21 protein-coding genes and 1 pseudogene are annotated in these 15,221 nt (G+C 35.7%); 11 read left to right on the top strand and 11 right to left on the bottom strand.

Annotation, left to right across the window (positions count from 1 at the left end):
* Positions 1 to 128: 128 nt before the first annotated feature.
* The 6 genes and pseudogenes from L3V42_RS04545 to L3V42_RS04570 all read left to right on the top strand — a co-directional run.
* Positions 129 to 761 (top strand): annotated as a pseudogene (locus L3V42_RS04545) (ABC transporter permease); the annotation flags it as partial.
* Positions 762 to 788: 27 nt separating this feature from the next.
* Positions 789 to 1,505: an ABC transporter ATP-binding protein gene (locus L3V42_RS04550; protein WP_238471453.1), complete on the top strand. Its 717-nt coding sequence runs from the start codon at positions 789 to 791 to the stop codon at positions 1,503 to 1,505.
* Entirely contained in the window at positions 1,480 to 3,078 is a 1,599-nt protein-coding gene (locus tag L3V42_RS04555; RefSeq protein ID WP_238471454.1) for a hypothetical protein, read from the top strand. The genes L3V42_RS04550 and L3V42_RS04555 overlap by 26 nt, the downstream gene beginning before the upstream one ends.
* A 52-nt stretch (positions 3,079 to 3,130) precedes the next feature.
* Positions 3,131 to 3,406 carry a transposase gene (locus tag L3V42_RS04560; RefSeq protein ID WP_235761438.1) on the top strand — a complete coding sequence of 92 codons (276 nt, stop codon included), beginning with the start codon at positions 3,131 to 3,133 and terminating at the stop codon, positions 3,404 to 3,406.
* 707 nt (positions 3,407 to 4,113) lie between these two features.
* Positions 4,114 to 4,752, top strand: a complete 639-nt coding sequence (locus tag L3V42_RS04565) for a 4'-phosphopantetheinyl transferase superfamily protein (protein ID WP_238471455.1) — start codon at positions 4,114 to 4,116, stop codon at positions 4,750 to 4,752.
* Positions 4,745 to 5,212 carry a thioesterase II family protein gene (locus L3V42_RS04570; protein ID WP_238471456.1) on the top strand — a complete coding sequence of 156 codons (468 nt, stop codon included), beginning with the start codon at positions 4,745 to 4,747 and terminating at the stop codon, positions 5,210 to 5,212. Before L3V42_RS04565 ends, L3V42_RS04570 begins: the two co-directional genes overlap by 8 nt.
* 263 nt (positions 5,213 to 5,475) lie before the next feature.
* On the opposite strand, the gene L3V42_RS04575 is transcribed toward L3V42_RS04570, so the two are convergent.
* The 4 genes from L3V42_RS04575 to vrrA all read right to left on the bottom strand — a co-directional run bounded on the left by L3V42_RS04575 (position 5,476) and on the right by vrrA (position 7,590).
* Positions 5,476 to 5,715: a ferredoxin family protein gene (locus tag L3V42_RS04575; RefSeq protein ID WP_235760687.1), complete on the bottom strand. Its 240-nt coding sequence runs from the start codon at positions 5,713 to 5,715 to the stop codon at positions 5,476 to 5,478.
* 112 nt (positions 5,716 to 5,827) lie between these two features.
* Entirely contained in the window at positions 5,828 to 6,031 is a 204-nt protein-coding gene (locus tag L3V42_RS04580) for a DUF6501 family protein (RefSeq protein ID WP_235760688.1), read from the bottom strand.
* Between the two features lie 52 nt (positions 6,032 to 6,083).
* Entirely contained in the window at positions 6,084 to 7,046 is a 963-nt protein-coding gene (gene msrB / locus L3V42_RS04585; protein WP_235760689.1) for a peptide-methionine (R)-S-oxide reductase MsrB, read from the bottom strand.
* A gap of 82 nt (positions 7,047 to 7,128) precedes the next feature.
* Positions 7,129 to 7,590, bottom strand: a complete 462-nt coding sequence (gene vrrA / locus L3V42_RS04590; RefSeq protein WP_235760690.1) for a VrrA/YqfQ family protein — start codon at positions 7,588 to 7,590, stop codon at positions 7,129 to 7,131.
* A gap of 276 nt (positions 7,591 to 7,866) precedes the next feature.
* On the opposite strand from vrrA, the gene L3V42_RS04595 reads away from it, so the two are divergent.
* Positions 7,867 to 8,199: a YolD-like family protein gene (locus tag L3V42_RS04595; RefSeq protein WP_238471457.1), complete on the top strand. Its 333-nt coding sequence runs from the start codon at positions 7,867 to 7,869 to the stop codon at positions 8,197 to 8,199.
* A gap of 22 nt (positions 8,200 to 8,221) precedes the next feature.
* Here the strand turns inward: L3V42_RS04595 and L3V42_RS04600 are convergent, their stop codons facing one another.
* The 7 genes from L3V42_RS04600 to L3V42_RS04630 all read right to left on the bottom strand — a co-directional run bounded on the left by L3V42_RS04600 (position 8,222) and on the right by L3V42_RS04630 (position 11,916).
* A complete protein-coding gene (locus tag L3V42_RS04600; protein WP_235760692.1) occupies positions 8,222 to 8,434 on the bottom strand; it encodes a YozE family protein in 213 nt (70 codons plus the stop codon).
* Positions 8,435 to 8,460: 26 nt separating this feature from the next.
* Entirely contained in the window at positions 8,461 to 9,225 is a 765-nt protein-coding gene (gene tatC, locus L3V42_RS04605; RefSeq protein WP_235760693.1) for a twin-arginine translocase subunit TatC, read from the bottom strand.
* 101 nt (positions 9,226 to 9,326) lie between these two features.
* Positions 9,327 to 9,497: a twin-arginine translocase TatA/TatE family subunit gene (locus tag L3V42_RS04610; RefSeq protein ID WP_235760694.1), complete on the bottom strand. Its 171-nt coding sequence runs from the start codon at positions 9,495 to 9,497 to the stop codon at positions 9,327 to 9,329.
* A 15-nt stretch (positions 9,498 to 9,512) separates the two neighbouring features.
* Positions 9,513 to 9,716, bottom strand: coding sequence for a twin-arginine translocase TatA/TatE family subunit (locus L3V42_RS04615; protein WP_235760695.1), 204 nt, complete (start codon positions 9,714 to 9,716; stop codon positions 9,513 to 9,515).
* 75 nt (positions 9,717 to 9,791) lie between these two features.
* Complete coding sequence (locus L3V42_RS04620; protein WP_235760696.1) at positions 9,792 to 10,292, bottom strand: dihydrofolate reductase; 501 nt, start codon at positions 10,290 to 10,292, stop codon at positions 9,792 to 9,794.
* 17 nt (positions 10,293 to 10,309) lie between these two features.
* Entirely contained in the window at positions 10,310 to 11,266 is a 957-nt protein-coding gene (locus L3V42_RS04625; protein ID WP_238471458.1) for a thymidylate synthase, read from the bottom strand.
* Positions 11,267 to 11,298: 32 nt separating this feature from the next.
* Complete coding sequence (locus L3V42_RS04630) at positions 11,299 to 11,916, bottom strand: HD domain-containing protein (RefSeq protein WP_235760698.1); 618 nt, start codon at positions 11,914 to 11,916, stop codon at positions 11,299 to 11,301.
* 313 nt (positions 11,917 to 12,229) lie between these two features.
* Here L3V42_RS04630 and L3V42_RS04635 point away from each other — a divergent pair, with 313 nt between their 5' ends.
* From L3V42_RS04635 to L3V42_RS04650, 4 genes are all read left to right on the top strand, one after another.
* Positions 12,230 to 12,430: a cold-shock protein gene (locus L3V42_RS04635; protein ID WP_156855848.1), complete on the top strand. Its 201-nt coding sequence runs from the start codon at positions 12,230 to 12,232 to the stop codon at positions 12,428 to 12,430.
* A gap of 340 nt (positions 12,431 to 12,770) precedes the next feature.
* Positions 12,771 to 12,914: a cytochrome c oxidase subunit 2A gene (locus tag L3V42_RS04640; protein WP_235760699.1), complete on the top strand. Its 144-nt coding sequence runs from the start codon at positions 12,771 to 12,773 to the stop codon at positions 12,912 to 12,914.
* A gap of 21 nt (positions 12,915 to 12,935) precedes the next feature.
* Positions 12,936 to 13,439: a cupredoxin domain-containing protein gene (locus L3V42_RS04645; protein WP_235760700.1), complete on the top strand. Its 504-nt coding sequence runs from the start codon at positions 12,936 to 12,938 to the stop codon at positions 13,437 to 13,439.
* A 95-nt stretch (positions 13,440 to 13,534) separates the two neighbouring features.
* A complete protein-coding gene (locus tag L3V42_RS04650; RefSeq protein ID WP_235761078.1) occupies positions 13,535 to 15,145 on the top strand; it encodes a b(o/a)3-type cytochrome-c oxidase subunit 1 in 1,611 nt (536 codons plus the stop codon).
* Positions 15,146 to 15,221: the final 76 nt, after the last annotated feature.

The raw sequence follows: 15,221 nt of genomic DNA on the forward strand, positions 1-15,221 counted from the left end.
GAACCAAGACAGCATCAGAATGAAGTACAGACGTGCTTTGTTTCAAGAAACAGGTGTTGAATCTTAATTGGGGAAACCTGTTGAGTGTTAATTGTGAAAAACTGCTTAATTCTACTTGACGGTTACAACAGGGGATTTCTATAGATCCTAGTATGATGGCACAAAGCGGAGGTGAAGTTCTTGCTAGTACATTAGGGTCTCAATTTGATCAGTTAGGGGTTATGATTATCGTAATTTCGTTGATGGGAATTGTACAATCAGATAAAGCGAGTGGGATGTTAGCTTTTATTCTTACAAGGCCTGTCAAGGTTGGCTCATATCTTAGTGGGAAGGTCTTCTCACACTATGTATTTATCGCTTTTAGTGTAGCAGTAGGATATATTGTTTCATATATTTATACTCAATTTTTGTTTACGAGAATCCCCTTGGAAGATTTAAGTATAGCATTACTATTATACTTGCTATGGGTTTTGTTTATTGTTTCATTTACAACAATGATTAGTACTATTTTCAATAGTCAGGGAGTTATTGCTTTACTATCTATCGCCTTTCTATTGGGTTGTCGAGTGATCGTTGGTTTAAATCCATTTCTGGATACTATAAATCCAGCGAGCATGAGCACATACGGAATGGAACTATTAGTCGGAGGAGTATTGAATTCGAATGTTTTTTGGAGTGTTTTAATCACTTTGATTTTGTCAGCGTTAGCCATAAACATTTCAAATACTTGGATCTCTAGAAAAAAGTATCGAATTGATTAATTTAGTGAAAATGAAGAGGTGATGATTGTGTTAAGTATTTCAGAGCTCGAAAAAAGCTACCCAAACAAAAAGGTATTGAATGGCGTGAATTTACACATTCAGAAGGGAGAAATTTTAGGTTTCGTAGGGGGAAACGGAGCCGGAAAAACAACAACACTAAATATCATAACGGGTATTTTAGATTGTGATAAAGGAGCGGTTAGTATCAATGGCTTGACTAAAAAGTCGGGTCTAGAATACAAAAAGCAGTTCTTTTACATTCCAGATACAATCCATGTGTTTAACAATGTTCCGGGTTACGATTGGATACTTTTTTTGATGAGTTTATTTAATATCGAGGATAACGAAAAGTTGGATGAATATATAAAGGTATTTGATATGGAGGATTCGATTAAAAAGTCAATCGGAACTTATTCATATGGGATGTTGCACAAAATGTCTTTGATTGCGGCTTTTACAATCAATCCTCCAATTATAATTATGGATGAACCCATAAATGGGTTAGATCCAAGTGCCGTTGTCAGTTTTAAGGAAGAGATTAAAAAGTATGTTGAACGGGGTGGGACGATATTCTTTTCAACTCATCTATTAGATGTCGCAGAAAAAATTTGTGATACTATAGCTATTTTAAAAGACGGTAAAATTACTTTACATGATAAAGTGAAAAATATAATTGGTGATAGTTCATTAGAGTCTATCTTCATGGAGGCGCAAATTTATGAAAGAGACACTCAACCTTACTAAATTTTTTATTTCATCTTTTTATAAAAAACCAAAACAACAGATGTTGCAGGTTGTTTTATTAATAGCCCTATTCTATATGTTTTTCCAGCTTGCTGTCGTTGATATATCCATTTATCTCATTGCAGATACTCATCTGTTTATGTTTTATAATTTAGCCATTTCAAGTATTCTCATCTATGCCCTAACTTGTTACCTGTCGACCATACAATTCTTTTCTTTCAAAGAATTTCCAGCATTAGCGTCTCATCCCATATCGTACAAAAAAATTTCAACAGCTAAATTGATTAGCAGTATATTGGTACCTCTAATCCTGTCATTAATCATCCAGGTACCAGCGCTCATACTGTTAATCATTGATCTGAAGATGATAGAAATCGCTAAGTTGATTATTCTTATGCCAATCATTAATGGATTCATCATCTTATCGTTGTTATTTGTGTTATCATTTGTAAGTACGTTTTACTATAAATATAAAAATAAAACATCTTATTTAATGACAAATTTTATATTGATGTCGTTATTTCCCATTGCATCTATAGCACTATATGCATCATTTTCAAAAAATAAAAACATAGTTGAATTATTTGAAATCACGGGTTTGGAATCAATGGCTGGCTTGATCAATTTGATTCATTCGATACTCCATTATCTCTTTGAAAATGTTATGGAAATTCCATTACTCAGGGAAATCATTGAACAATTTACATCGAATGACATCTCGATTCCATTTATATTGATTACTATTTTCTTAATTCTAATAAGTACTCTATTTTACTTTGTCACTATTTATAATACATCCATTAACTACTACAAAAATGGTATACATGAGAGTGCTGTTCAAACGAACTTGAAAGGATCGAGTGTTCATATTACTGAAAATCAGTGGACTAACTATTTGCAAAGAGAGGTATGGGTTATAAAGTCAGAGGCTTACTTTAAAATGCAGGTTATTTTAGGAATATTACTGCCACCGGTTATTTCATTGATTTTCTTAATCCTGATTCAATATGATGTTTTTCCAGCAACTCTAAATATAACAGAAGAAGGGGTTCTTGATAAATACTTTTCGTATCTGGTTTTATTTCTTTGTTGCATTAACAATATTAGTGGGACGCCTTACTCTAGGGAGGGGAAATACCATGACTTATTAAAATATAACCCGTTTAATTCAAGCTACGTGTACCTTTCTAAAGTGATCATCGCGTCAACAATGAGTTTAATAGCCGTTCTCTTAAGCTTTATTTTATTTGCGGTATTTGGCTATTGGAGACTTGAAACTGTTGTTATGCTAATGATTATAGCCGGTTTAGTGTTCTGCTACAACTTGTTAACACCGCTTTTTGATAGTAAAAAACCATTAACTGATTGGGTCAATCCGTCTGAAGCGGCTAAATCGAATCCGAATGTATTAATTAGTTTACTTTATGGACTGCCACTCTTAATTATTATTGCCATTCTGCATGTTGGCTTCATTTGGCTTAACATACATTCTTTATTAGTCTCTTTTATCATACTACTGGTTGTTCTAGTGACAATATATATACTGGTAAAAAAATTAAGAGTAACACTATAAAATTACTAACATATGTAAATTGTTGAATAAATTGTAAAAGGAGAGTACATTTATGGGACACCATGATAAGGATTTTAAAATGTATGCTGCTCGATTAGTAGTAGAAGAAGGAAAAAAGCCTAAACAATTAGCAGAGGAGTTTGATGTTTCTATACAAACCTTACGAAACTGGGTCAATACTTATAAGGAGGAGAGAGATGAAAAGCTTTCGGACGTAGGTAAGGGCACCTCATGCCTAGACGATGAAAAAGATAAAATTATTCAAGAATTGAGGGAGGAAAATGAAATCCTTAAAAAGGCAATGTATGTCTTTACCAAAAATGGTTAATATAGAAAGTTACCGTTGTTTACTTTAATATCACCAGAAAGTGCCTTTTTCGGTTCCTCTTATCAGTTAATAAAAGGCAATTTGCCTATTATAGTCTAGTATATAAAAGCTTTATTTCTATTTAGTTGATTGAAACAAATATTGGATTACCACGGTAAGTAATCAGCTGCAGTGAAATTCAACAAAATAATAATCAAAAATTACTTAAGCTAAAATTTATCATTTATATCAAGTCAGATAGTCCACCCGAAGAGGAACTATCTGACTTTTTTTGTTCTAAAGTATCAAATGTGCAAGAGGAAGACATACTGACCCATCGTCTTATCTGAAAAATTATTTCACTTGATGTTCCCTAAAGCTGAGTTGGAGGGTGTATAAAATGCGTAATCTCCTGATTAGAAAATATGTACGAACAGTCTTCTAATTTTTTCAGGCGAAAAGATGACGTTAATTTCTAAAAATTCATTATTTTGAGTGGACGTTCTATTTATGCTGTGTTAATATATTATCAATAGTGATAATATTAATTGGAAAAACACCTTAAAATATATAAAATGTAAAATAATTTTAATTTATGGTAAAATTCTTCATTTTATATAGACATTTTTTAAGTGCTATGTTAATGTATTATCGAAAATGATAATAAATTGAATTAATTTTGTAAAGTGAGACTAAAAATTTAATAGGGGTAGGTGAATTGATTTCAAATGATGGAATATTATGGGAATGGTATAGAAACTTTTAAAACCTTCGTTAAGTTTTCAGATGTAAGCTCCATTCATATTGAAAATGCGACAAGATTATTTAATCAACGAGAATGGAGTGACTTAAATATATATCGGACGAAACGAAGAATAGAAGCTAGTAAGAGTTTGTACCTTGCAAAAGAATCAATCATGGAATTTTTAGGCTTTGGGATACGAGAAATTAGGAACATTTCTCTTTTAAAAGGGGTTTTTGGACAACCGGTCATTGTAAATAACAATAATTCTTCAATTAACATTGGAATCTCCATCACACATACGGAAAAGACAATAGGAGTATTACTTTTTGATCAACGACATCCAATGGGGATTGACGTGGAAAATAAAACAAGCACTGACTCTGAATTTTTAGAGCCATATTTTACAGATTTTGAAAAAAAAATGATTAAAAATAGTGGGGGAACCTTGAGTAAAGAGATTTTATTTAGCGCAAAGGAAAGCTTATCAAAAATATTAAAAACAGGGCTCACTTCACCACTTCAAATTTACGAAATTTCAAAATACTACAAACAAGGAGATGCAATATATTTATTTTACAAAAATTTCGTTCAATATAAAACAACTGTGCAGCAGTATGGATAGTTTAATAGATAAAATATTAAGGGGTATGATTGCTGAATATGGTGTGAATACATTAAAAAACTTTTCGTTTTTTGGACATAGTATGGGGGCAATCGTTGCTTATGAAATTGCTGTGAATTTATTGGAGAGGTACGGAACGAAAGTAAATTATTTGTTCCTATCCAGTAAGTCATCTCCCGATCATAAAATGGATAAAGTTAAAGGTCCCAAAACACTGATAGACCAACTTAAGGAAATTGGAGGAATAAACGAAGAAATTCTAGAAACTGATGATTTTATGAATATTTTTTTGCCAATCATCAAATCTGATTTTGATGTGCTAGAAGGCTACCATATAAAAAGTTTCGAACGGAAGAAATTAGACAGCAAAGCTGTACTATTATTAGGTTCAAAAGATATCGTTAAGAAAGACAGTGTTGTAAGTTGGAGTCAGTACATTAAATACATTAAATTTCATTAAACCAACAAAGTAGAAGAGTGGATAAGAAATCTCGTCTCATTAGCACATAGTTTTATATGAAAGTGCTTTTTTTATCTCCTAGTTAACATAATACTTATTATGAGAACCTATAGTAAAAACACACTTTATTATCTCAATAACAAAGTATACTCTTGATAGTGAGATATTTTAATAAAAATCAGGAAATATAACATAATAAAAAAGCCGCGCTATAATATGCACGACTTATTTATTGTGTAAAATTATTTTAAAATGCTCTTTTCTTATCTGTCCTCAAAGAATTGACGATTGAGTGTAATATATTCAGTTTCCGATTCTGGAACTTCATCTTCAATGAAAATCGCTTCTACAGGACAAACTGCTTCACAAGCTCCACAATCTATACAAATATCAGGATCGATATAAAACATATCTTTGCCTTCTTCAATACAATCAACTGGACAAACCTCAACACATTCGCCAGCTTTTTCAGTTTTACACGGTGATGTAATGACAAATGCCAAATCGAACGCCTCCTTTGCTGCTAAATCATTTTCCAAGCTAATTATACATGAACCTTTCCCAACGAACAAAGGTTATTAGCTTTTCTTAAAAAACTCTGAACCAGTCCAGGATTTAAATTTCTTTAAAATAATCTTTTAAAAATCCACCAACACGCTCACTATTGTCAATGATGAAATAAAATTCATCTGTTTCATTAATTACATCATAAACTTTGCCTGCAGTTAACTTATTATTGACAACGAATTTAGCTGCATCTGTATGCACACATTCAATTTGTTTAATTGCTGTTCTTTTTTCCCAATCTAAGTGAATCATTATTTGCTCCTTTTTAGTTTACATAATAAATTTATTGTAAACATTTTGGTTTTTAATCATTGAACAAGTGTAAATATTGTTCGTACCCTTCTTCTTTCATCTTCTCTTTCGGGATGAAGCGCATCGCTGCTGAATTAATGCAATATCTTAATCCACCAGCCTCAACTGGCCCATCATCAAAGACATGTCCTAAATGGGAATCTGCTGACCCACTTCTAACTTCTGTACGGATCATGCCGTGGGATGTATCCATGTTTTCTTTGATTTCATATTGATCAATCGGTCGTGTAAAGCTTGGCCAACCACAATTCGCATCGTATTGATCCCTTGATGAGAATAATGGCTTTCCAGATATGATATCTACATATATTCCATCTTCAAAGTTATTCCAGTACTTATTCTTAAATGGCAACTCTGTGCCGTTTTCTTGGGTTACGTGGTACTGTAACGGCGTTAATTTTTTCTTTAAATCTTCTTTATCATACGTTTCTTTCCAATTGTTATTAATAAAGTCTTCTCTCCCTGAACCTTTTTTGTATAAGCGATAGTGGAATGATTGTTTCTTATAATAATCCTGGTGTTCTTCTTCTGCTGGATAGAATGTCTTAGCCGGAAGAATTTTCGTTACAACCGGCTTGGAGAACCTGCCGCTTGCATCAAGAGCTTGTTTCGATTCTTCAGCAATCGCCTTTTGTTCTTCATTTTGATAAAAGATTGCTGTCTGATATGATTCTCCCCTGTCATTAAATTGTCCGCCTGGATCTGTCGGGTCAATCTGTTGCCAGAACGTTTCTACGAGTTCTTTGTATGGCATAATAGCTGGGTCAAATGTAATTTCGACTGCTTCAACATGTCCAGTTGTATCGGCGCTGACTTGCTCATAGGTAGGATTTTCCACATCGCCACCTGTATATCCAGAAATGACACGTTCAATCCCCGGACGGCTGTCAAAGGGTTCAACCATACACCAAAAACAGCCGCCGGCAAACGTAGCTTTTTCTAATGAATTAGACATGAATTATTCCTCCAGTGCTCTAGTGTGATACTATCTATTTTTCCGCTTTTTTACTTAAAATGCAAGTATACTGCATGTTTTTTTATATATAAAGCTTTGGAGTAGATAAACCGCTATTCTTTTTTTTCGTTGTTTTCACTTTACTTGTTGCAATATTTTTTTCCTTTTCCGGATTCCTTTCTATATTTGCCTCCTCTTTCTTTTCTTCTTCCGGAAGATCATCTATGCTTTTGAAAGCTTTGACCATACGATACATAGCTGGTAAGTTTTTTAACATTGGTCCATATTCTTTAATCATCGGTGTCGTCGTTTCTACGACTCTTAAAACTTGCTGTATATTACTCAGTATACCCGAAAAACCACTAATTCCTTTACTGATTTGAGGATTGTGTAATAAATTTCCCGAAGTTATTTTTTGTAAGCTTACTGGAAAGCGGCTACGTGGCATTGGAGATTGTTGAGGAGTTCCGAACATAAAGGAATTCATTCCTTGTGGTTGCTGCCTATAAGGATAATTTTGCCGTCTTTGAATTGGTCCGAGCATTTACTCACCCCTGCCTTCTATGCTTGCTTTTATAATGTACGTAACAACTGATTAAAAAGTGTAGGCAATATATTATTTCCCGGGCAAGCGCAGGAATCAGCAAAAAACTGCATCAATAGTGGTTTTTATATGAGCTTCTTGTCGATTTTTGTCTGATTTATTTAAAACAAACGTTTGATTTAATTTATTAACCTCATTTCTTATCCCTGATTTATCTTCTATTCACTATTGACAACAAACAAATGTTCGTGCATAATTTTTAAAGAGGTGAGATGAATGATAAATGATCGTGGCTCGATTAAATGGACAACGATGATGCTCCCGGAGCATGCTGAACTACTCAGAGAATTATGGAACGAGGATAATAAAATCAAAAAGCCGCTCCTTGATCCCCAGGAAATGGAGTTAATGGAGCAGCATTTACAGACTGCTTATCTAGACAAATTACGAACAGAATTTACGATATACAGCCCTTCTGCTTTACAGACAGTAACTGGAACAATTACGAAACTAGAGCAACAGACAAAACAAATCCATATAAAAAAAGAGGATGGTACGCGCCTTCCCCTCCCCCTTCAACTCATTGTAAATATCACAATAAAAAAATGAGGCTAGTATTCCTTAGCCTCATTTATCTATTATGATAGGAATCCCAAACCTCATCAAACGTACGTAATGCATCTGGAAAAGGGCTATTCCATTCCAGATAATCACTTATTTCGTTATAATCATCTGAGTGCTTTGGGAAATCATGATCACGGAAAACCCCCTCGGCTAGCTTACATTTTTCATCTGGAACTTTCATTCCCCGAAAAGTCATCAGATGCTGATAAAATGTCTTCAAGAAAACACCTCCATCTATTCTTTTCATCAGGTTGATGGTTCCTCTTCTTCCATAAATTCCTTATGTTTTTTTAACTTTCTCTTATATACTACCTTAGATAACTGTACGCCTATTTCATACAAAAGAATTAGCGGCACAGCCACAATGATCTGTAAAACAAAGTCTGGAGGTGTGATTAATACACCAATTACAATTAAGCCGAAGTATGCATACTTTCTATTTTTAATCATGAATGCTGGCGTAAGTATACCGAGACTCGTTAAAAACATAACAATAATCGGTAATTCGAACAACACAGCGAAAGGTATTGTAACACGAAATAGAAATGTAAAATAGCGATCGACAGTAAACATAATATTAAACATCCCATCATTCAACGATAACAGGAATGGCATAATCAGTTCCACGAAAATAAAATAACCAAAGACTAGTCCGCCGATAAATAAAAGAAAAACTGCAGGTATGTAACCGAGTGTTGCTTTTCTTTCATGTGGAAGTAGGCCCGGTTTAACAAAAGCCCATATTTGATAAGTAAGAAGCGGAATCGTTCCTACAATCGCTACCAATCCTGCCATGGAGAAGTAAATCCAAATAATTTCCGTTGGACTAATCGCAGTTAATTCCATGTCTATATCATTGACGAAAAACCAATAAATATCTTTAATATAAATAAATCCAACTATGAATAAACCGATAAATAATAAAGCTGTAACAATTAATCGGTTGCGGAGCTCAGAGAGATGATCAACAAGATTCATCTCTTTTCCTTCCATTTGATTTCCTTTAGCCATTTAAGACCCACCTCTAATCGAAAAAGCACACAAAAGAAGATGTAAGGTAAAGTAAGAACTTACATCTTCTTTTTTAATATTTTACTTGGACTGTTAATGTATTATTGTTTACTTTTATCCTCATCTTCCGTTAATCCCTTTGTTGCATTCTTAAATTCTTTTAATGAATTGCCAAACGCTTTACCAATTTCTGGGAGTTTATTTGGACCAAACACAATAAGAGCAACAATTACAATTAAAATTAAACCTGGAATTCCAATATTACTTAGCATGTTCTCTCACTCCATTTATTTACTGTCATCGTTCACAATAGATTTAACTTCTTTTACTTCATCCGTAACATCACTAGTTAAATCATTCGCCGATTTTTTAAATTCACGTAGTGTGTCACCAGCAGCTTTACCAATTTCCGGAAGTTTGTTTGGGCCAAAAACAATAAGCGCAACAACTAGAATAAGAATCAATCCAGGAAATCCTATGTTTGCCAGCATATCTATCATCTCCGTATTATAAATATCCCTGATGCTAATCATAAGTATATAGCATTAGAAGGCTCTGTACAAGTTCTACTCCTTATTCTTTTTTCTTTCATAAACAAGATAATAATAGTCATAGGGATTCGATTCATCCTTCTTCCCTCTCGTTTTCTCGGTCAACTCCCATTCATCCAATGAGAACGACGGAAAGAATGTATCCCCTTCAAAATCTTCATCAATCCATGTAATGTACAGCATGTCGGCAAAAGGAAGCACTTGCTTAAAAATATCCCCGCCACCAATCACAAAATATTCTTCTTGTGGATTGTCATCATTCCGTGTTTTGATAGGTTCCAAGTCATGGATTACTTCTACTTCTTCCGGAAATTCATGGTTCCCTCTTGTAAGAATAACATGCTTCCGATTCGGCAGAACGCGTCCGATCGAATCAAATGTTTTTCTCCCCATAATGATTGTATGACCTGTCGTTGTTTCTTTAAAATAACGCAGATCATCCGGTAAATGCCAAGGTAAATCATTGTTGGACCCTATTACATGATTACGGTCCATTGCTACGAGTAAGGAAATCATCCTCAAAACTCCCCTTTCTATACAGCTATCGGAGCTCTAATAGCTGGATGCGGATTGTAGTCGATTAATTCAAAATCGGATAGCTCGAAATCAAATATTGATTGCTTGTCCGTATTCAATTTCAATTTCGGTAACGGCCGTCTCTCCCTTTGCAGTTGGGTTTTCACTTGTTCCAGATGATTGGAGTAAATATGTGCATCCCCAATCGTATGGATGAATTCTCCTACTTCTAGATCGCATTCATGGGCAATCAGATGTGTCAAAAGTGCATAACTTGCAATATTAAATGGCACGCCTAAGAAAGTGTCTCCACTGCGCTGATATAATTGGCAAGACAATTTGCCATCTGCCACATAAAACTGGAATAAGGTGTGGCACGGCGGTAAAGCCATGAATGGGATGTCTTCCGGATTCCAAGCAGACACGATATGTCTCCGTGAATCCGGATTATTGCGAATCGAATCCACGACATTCTTCAGCTGATCAATCACTTCTCCTGCTTTTGTTTCCCAGTGACGCCACTGCTTTCCATAAACAAAGCCTAAGTCACCATATTTGTTCGCAAATGTATCATCATTTAAAATTTTATCCTTAAATATTGCCATCTGTTTCTTGTATTCCAGATTGAACGTCTCATCCTGCAGACTGCGACGACCGAAATCCGTCATATCCGGTCCATCATATTCGTCACTGGCTACCCATTTTTCAAAAGCCCACTCGTTCCAAATATTATTATTGTTTTCTAAGAGATAGCGAATGTTCGTATCCCCTTTAATAAACCAAAGCAATTCGGAAGCAATTAAATTAAAGTTTACTTTCTTCGTAGTAAGTAATGGGAATCCTTCACTTAGATCAAAACGCATTTGGTGGCCGAAAACAGAGTACGTACCTGTTCCGGTCCGGTCTGCTTTTTTATTTCCTTCATCTAAAATCAAACGGCATAAATCAAGATATGCCTGTTCTCCTTGTACCATGTCGATAACCTCCTAGCGTGATTATTACCCTTCTACCTTCCGTCTGTTTTGTCTGTTCCCCACTCTTTATGAAATTGATCCAGAAATAAAAGCATCCAGCGATGACGCTCCTCTGCAATCTGTTTTGCGTAAGAAGTATGGAGCCTATCTTTTATTTTCAATAACTTATCATGAAAATGTTGGATGGACGTATGAGAATCGCCTTGCTTATAGATCAATTGATTGTTCGCACCACCATACTGGAAAGTCCGTGCAATCCCGATTGCACCAATAGCATCCAGCCGGTCAGCATCCTGTACAATCTTTCCAGTCCAAGTAGACGGTGTTTTACCCGTTTTAAAAGAAATGGTTGAAATCACATGATTAATCTCATTTTTCGTTCGTATCGGGATGGAGATACAATCTAAAAATACATTCATTTCATTGATCGCTTGATGAGGATCAGGAAATAGTTTACGGTCCCCAACATCGTGTAGCCATCCGGCAGCTTCACATAAGCAGAGATCACCGTCTTCTTTTTTCGCAATTTCCTTAGCCAGTACAGCAACACGTCGCATATGTTCATAATCATGTCCTGTCGGATCGTCATGGAATAGCTGATATGTAAATTCACGAATTTCTTTTAATTGCCGCTGTTGGATTTCGTCCATCCTCCTTCCTCCTCTTTTCTATATTACTTTATTTTGTTTAGGAATGCATTCGATTCATTCGTTTTATCCGTAAACCTATATTTATAAAACATTCAGAAAAAAATACAGAGAATTTCTTGACTAGTCTAATTAAATGGGTTATCATGGTGTCAACAAAGCAGAAGTACGGATTCATTAAACACAAGGGCAGCTTCCAAAGAAGTGGGTGTAATTGTAATCCTACTCTCTAGAAAGCTGTCTCTTTTAATGTTTTTTGTCCTCTACTTTGTACTATAACCACGTTTTATCGTGAAAGGTTTTAGGAGGAGTTTACATGCAAAACGGAGTAGTAAAATGGTTCAACGCAGAGAAAGGATTTGGATTCATTCAATTGGAAGAAGGTAATGATGTATTCGTACATTATTCAGCTATCCAAGAAGAAGGTTTCAAAACACTAGAAGAAGGTCAAGAAGTTTCCTTTGAAATTGTAGAAGGCGAACGTGGCCCACAAGCAGCTAACGTAACAAAATTATAAAAATTCGCAAGCAGTATTCGTAAACAGAATACTGCTTTTTTTGTTTTCTGGAACCCTGATCACCTATCAGGGTTCTTTTTTTCCTTTCTTATACCACACTCCATCATCCGTTTCCATTAACATAATTTTCCTCTATTGTCTAATTAATTGTAAGCGTCGCCTCATTTTTTCACAAAGTGTTCAAATACTTTTATAACGAAAAGGTTAGTAAAATCACTGTTTCAATGAGTATGCGAAGTATTGAACAAATTGTGAAAAGTGTCTGAGTGCGATAAATTCTATTTTCAATTTGTGTATGATGAAAATAGCAGTACAGAGAACTTCTAGGAGGGATGAAGGAATGACTACTGAAAAGAAAAAACAGTTAGAATCCAGTCCAGAAAACGAACCAAATCTAAAGGGAACTCTAATCTCCGTTTCAGTTGTGGGGATTTTTATCTTAGTAACTTGGTTTGGGGTATTTATGCTATTCCTATCCAGGTAAAGAAAAATGGGAGTGATACAAATGCATTTACACAAGTATGAAAAATATTGGCTTGGGCTCGGAACAATTGGTCTTATCGCGTTCTTATTAATTCTAGGCTTTGGAGCCTTCTATCTTGGGACACACCCGCAAAGCCATGGAGAGTTGATCGATCCGGAGAACTTGGAGATGAATGAAGCTTTCCGAGAAGAAAATCTTGGTTTGACAGAGGTCGATGAGGGCAGATACGTACTGAATGTTGTTGCTTCTGCTTTCAACTATAATCTTGGTACAGATGAATCAGGCACACCTGTCAACCATATTGAACTACCTGCCGGTTCAAAAGTGCTCGTACAGGCTACAAGTCCTGATGTCGTGCATGGTCTGAATTTCGCCGGTACAAATATTAATATGATGGTTGAGCCTGGTTATGTAAGTGCTCTTGAGGTACAGCTTGATAATCCTGGTGAGTATACCCTTGTATGTAATGAATACTGTGGTGTTGGGCATCACTTGATGTACGGTACATTGGAGGTGGTTGAGTAATGGAAACAGCAACAGCACCAGCTAAAATAACGAATGTATTTACGAACAGAGGAACAAAGGAACTTAGCTTACCGAAAAATGAACGCAGACTCGTCATGTCCTATATGTATGTCGCTTTTATTTCTTTATTTATCGGTGGATTAATGGGACTGTTACAAGTGCTTGTCCGCTCCGGCAGCTTTGAATTACCTTGGGGAATTAATTATTACACCATATTAACTGTTCATGGGGTTATTCTAGGTCTTGTACTTACTAGCTTTTTCATCATTGGTTTTCAAAATGCATTAATGGGTAAAACAGTAGGATATTCAAAAAAACAATTGAATTGGGCATGGATTGGCTTCGCGGTCATGACGATTGGAATGATAAGTGCCGCAATTACCGTCTTATTGGGTAAAGCAAACGTATTATATACGTTCTATGCACCACTGCAAGCACATCCAGTGTTTTACATCGGGATCACCCTTGTAGTTGTAGGAAGCTGGATTAATGCGTTTGTCAATTTCCGTCAGTTCTATGTATGGAAGAAAAATCATCCAGATGAAAAATCACCACTGCTTGCCTTTATGGTTGTCATCAACATGCTTATGTGGTGTATTGCAACGATTGGTGTTGCTAGTGCAATGCTTGCCCAATTTATTCCCTGGTCATTGGGCTACAAAAACACAATAAACGTATTGCTGAGCCGTACTTTGTTCTGGTACTTCGGTCATCCGCTCGTCTATTTCTGGCTATTACCGGCATATATGGCCTGGTATGCAATTATTCCTAAAATTATCGGCGGAAAAATCTTCAGTGATACATTGGCAAGATTCTCATTCATTCTATTCCTGTTCTTTTCTATTCCAGTTGGTCTGCATCACCAGCTAACAGAACCTGGACTCGACTCAACATGGAAGTTCATTCAAGTTATTTTAACCTTCATGGTTGTTATTCCGAGTTTGATGACGGCTTTCTCGCTGTTTGCAACGTTCGAAATTACTGGCCGGAAAAAAGGTTATGGCGGATTGTTTGGCTGGCTTAAACACTTACCATGGAAAGACGTAAGATTCCTGGCACCATTTATCGGCATGTTAGCATTTATACCCGGTGGGGCTGGCGGAATTGTTAATGCTTCTTACCAAATAAACACGCTTGTCCATAATACGATATGGGTTACAGGACATTTCCATTTAACTGCAGCAACGACGGTAATATTAACATTTTTCGGGATTGCTTATTGGCTCATCCCTCACCTGACTGGACGGAAGTTAACAAAATCGGTTAACCGGCTTGGTATCATTCAAACGATTCTTTGGACAGTCGGTATGCTGATTATGTCGACATCTATGCATATTCAAGGTTTAATTGGCGGGCCACGACGTTCCGATTACTCCGATTATGGTGGAACTGCACAGGCTGCAGAATGGGGAGCTTATCAAATGGCTCAAGCAGTCGGTGGTACAATTCTCTTCATTGCAATTATATTAATGGTGTACATTTTCATTAAAATGGTTTTCTTCTCGCCTAAAGGAGAAGAAGAATTCCCGATTGCTCAGGAAGAAGATCATGCAGAGTTCACTCCAAAATGGACAGAAAACTGGAAGCTATGGATTTCAATTACGATTGTATTGATTCTTTTCGCATACACGGTTCCAGTGATGGACGTTATTCAAAACGCGCCTCCAGGATCAGCGCCGTTCGACTGGCCGATTGGAAATAGCTAATCAGAAAAAAGGACAAAGATTCGCAAACGAATCCTTGTCCTTTTTTACTCTTCATTTAAAATACACCTTAAATAGA

Origin of the sequence: Oceanobacillus alkalisoli (assembly GCF_022213125.1) — a bacterium.
Lineage (GTDB): Bacteria > Bacillota > Bacilli > Bacillales > Amphibacillaceae > Oceanobacillus > Oceanobacillus alkalisoli.

Excerpts from the sequence above, each read along its gene's own strand:
- L3V42_RS04555 (WP_238471454.1), top strand. The coding sequence starts at position 1,480 with ATGAAAGAGACACTCAACCTTACTAAATTTTTTATTTCATCTTTTTAT.
- L3V42_RS04560 (WP_235761438.1), top strand. The coding sequence starts at position 3,131 with ATGGGACACCATGATAAGGATTTTAAAATGTATGCTGCTCGATTAGTA.
- L3V42_RS04565 (WP_238471455.1), top strand. The coding sequence starts at position 4,114 with ATGATGGAATATTATGGGAATGGTATAGAAACTTTTAAAACCTTCGTT.
- L3V42_RS04570 (WP_238471456.1), top strand. The coding sequence starts at position 4,745 with ATGGATAGTTTAATAGATAAAATATTAAGGGGTATGATTGCTGAATAT.
- L3V42_RS04580 (WP_235760688.1), bottom strand. The coding sequence starts at position 6,031 with ATGATTCACTTAGATTGGGAAAAAAGAACAGCAATTAAACAAATTGAA.
- msrB (WP_235760689.1), bottom strand. The coding sequence starts at position 7,046 with ATGTCTAATTCATTAGAAAAAGCTACGTTTGCCGGCGGCTGTTTTTGG.
- vrrA (WP_235760690.1), bottom strand. The coding sequence starts at position 7,590 with ATGCTCGGACCAATTCAAAGACGGCAAAATTATCCTTATAGGCAGCAA.
- L3V42_RS04595 (WP_238471457.1), top strand. The coding sequence starts at position 7,867 with ATGATAAATGATCGTGGCTCGATTAAATGGACAACGATGATGCTCCCG.
- tatC (WP_235760693.1), bottom strand. The coding sequence starts at position 9,225 with ATGGCTAAAGGAAATCAAATGGAAGGAAAAGAGATGAATCTTGTTGAT.
- L3V42_RS04610 (WP_235760694.1), bottom strand. The coding sequence starts at position 9,497 with ATGCTAAGTAATATTGGAATTCCAGGTTTAATTTTAATTGTAATTGTT.
- L3V42_RS04615 (WP_235760695.1), bottom strand. The coding sequence starts at position 9,716 with ATGCTGGCAAACATAGGATTTCCTGGATTGATTCTTATTCTAGTTGTT.
- L3V42_RS04620 (WP_235760696.1), bottom strand. The coding sequence starts at position 10,292 with ATGATTTCCTTACTCGTAGCAATGGACCGTAATCATGTAATAGGGTCC.
- L3V42_RS04625 (WP_238471458.1), bottom strand. The coding sequence starts at position 11,266 with ATGGTACAAGGAGAACAGGCATATCTTGATTTATGCCGTTTGATTTTA.
- L3V42_RS04630 (WP_235760698.1), bottom strand. The coding sequence starts at position 11,916 with ATGGACGAAATCCAACAGCGGCAATTAAAAGAAATTCGTGAATTTACA.
- L3V42_RS04635 (WP_156855848.1), top strand. The coding sequence starts at position 12,230 with ATGCAAAACGGAGTAGTAAAATGGTTCAACGCAGAGAAAGGATTTGGA.
- L3V42_RS04640 (WP_235760699.1), top strand. The coding sequence starts at position 12,771 with ATGACTACTGAAAAGAAAAAACAGTTAGAATCCAGTCCAGAAAACGAA.
- L3V42_RS04645 (WP_235760700.1), top strand. The coding sequence starts at position 12,936 with ATGCATTTACACAAGTATGAAAAATATTGGCTTGGGCTCGGAACAATT.
- L3V42_RS04650 (WP_235761078.1), top strand. The coding sequence starts at position 13,535 with ATGTCCTATATGTATGTCGCTTTTATTTCTTTATTTATCGGTGGATTA.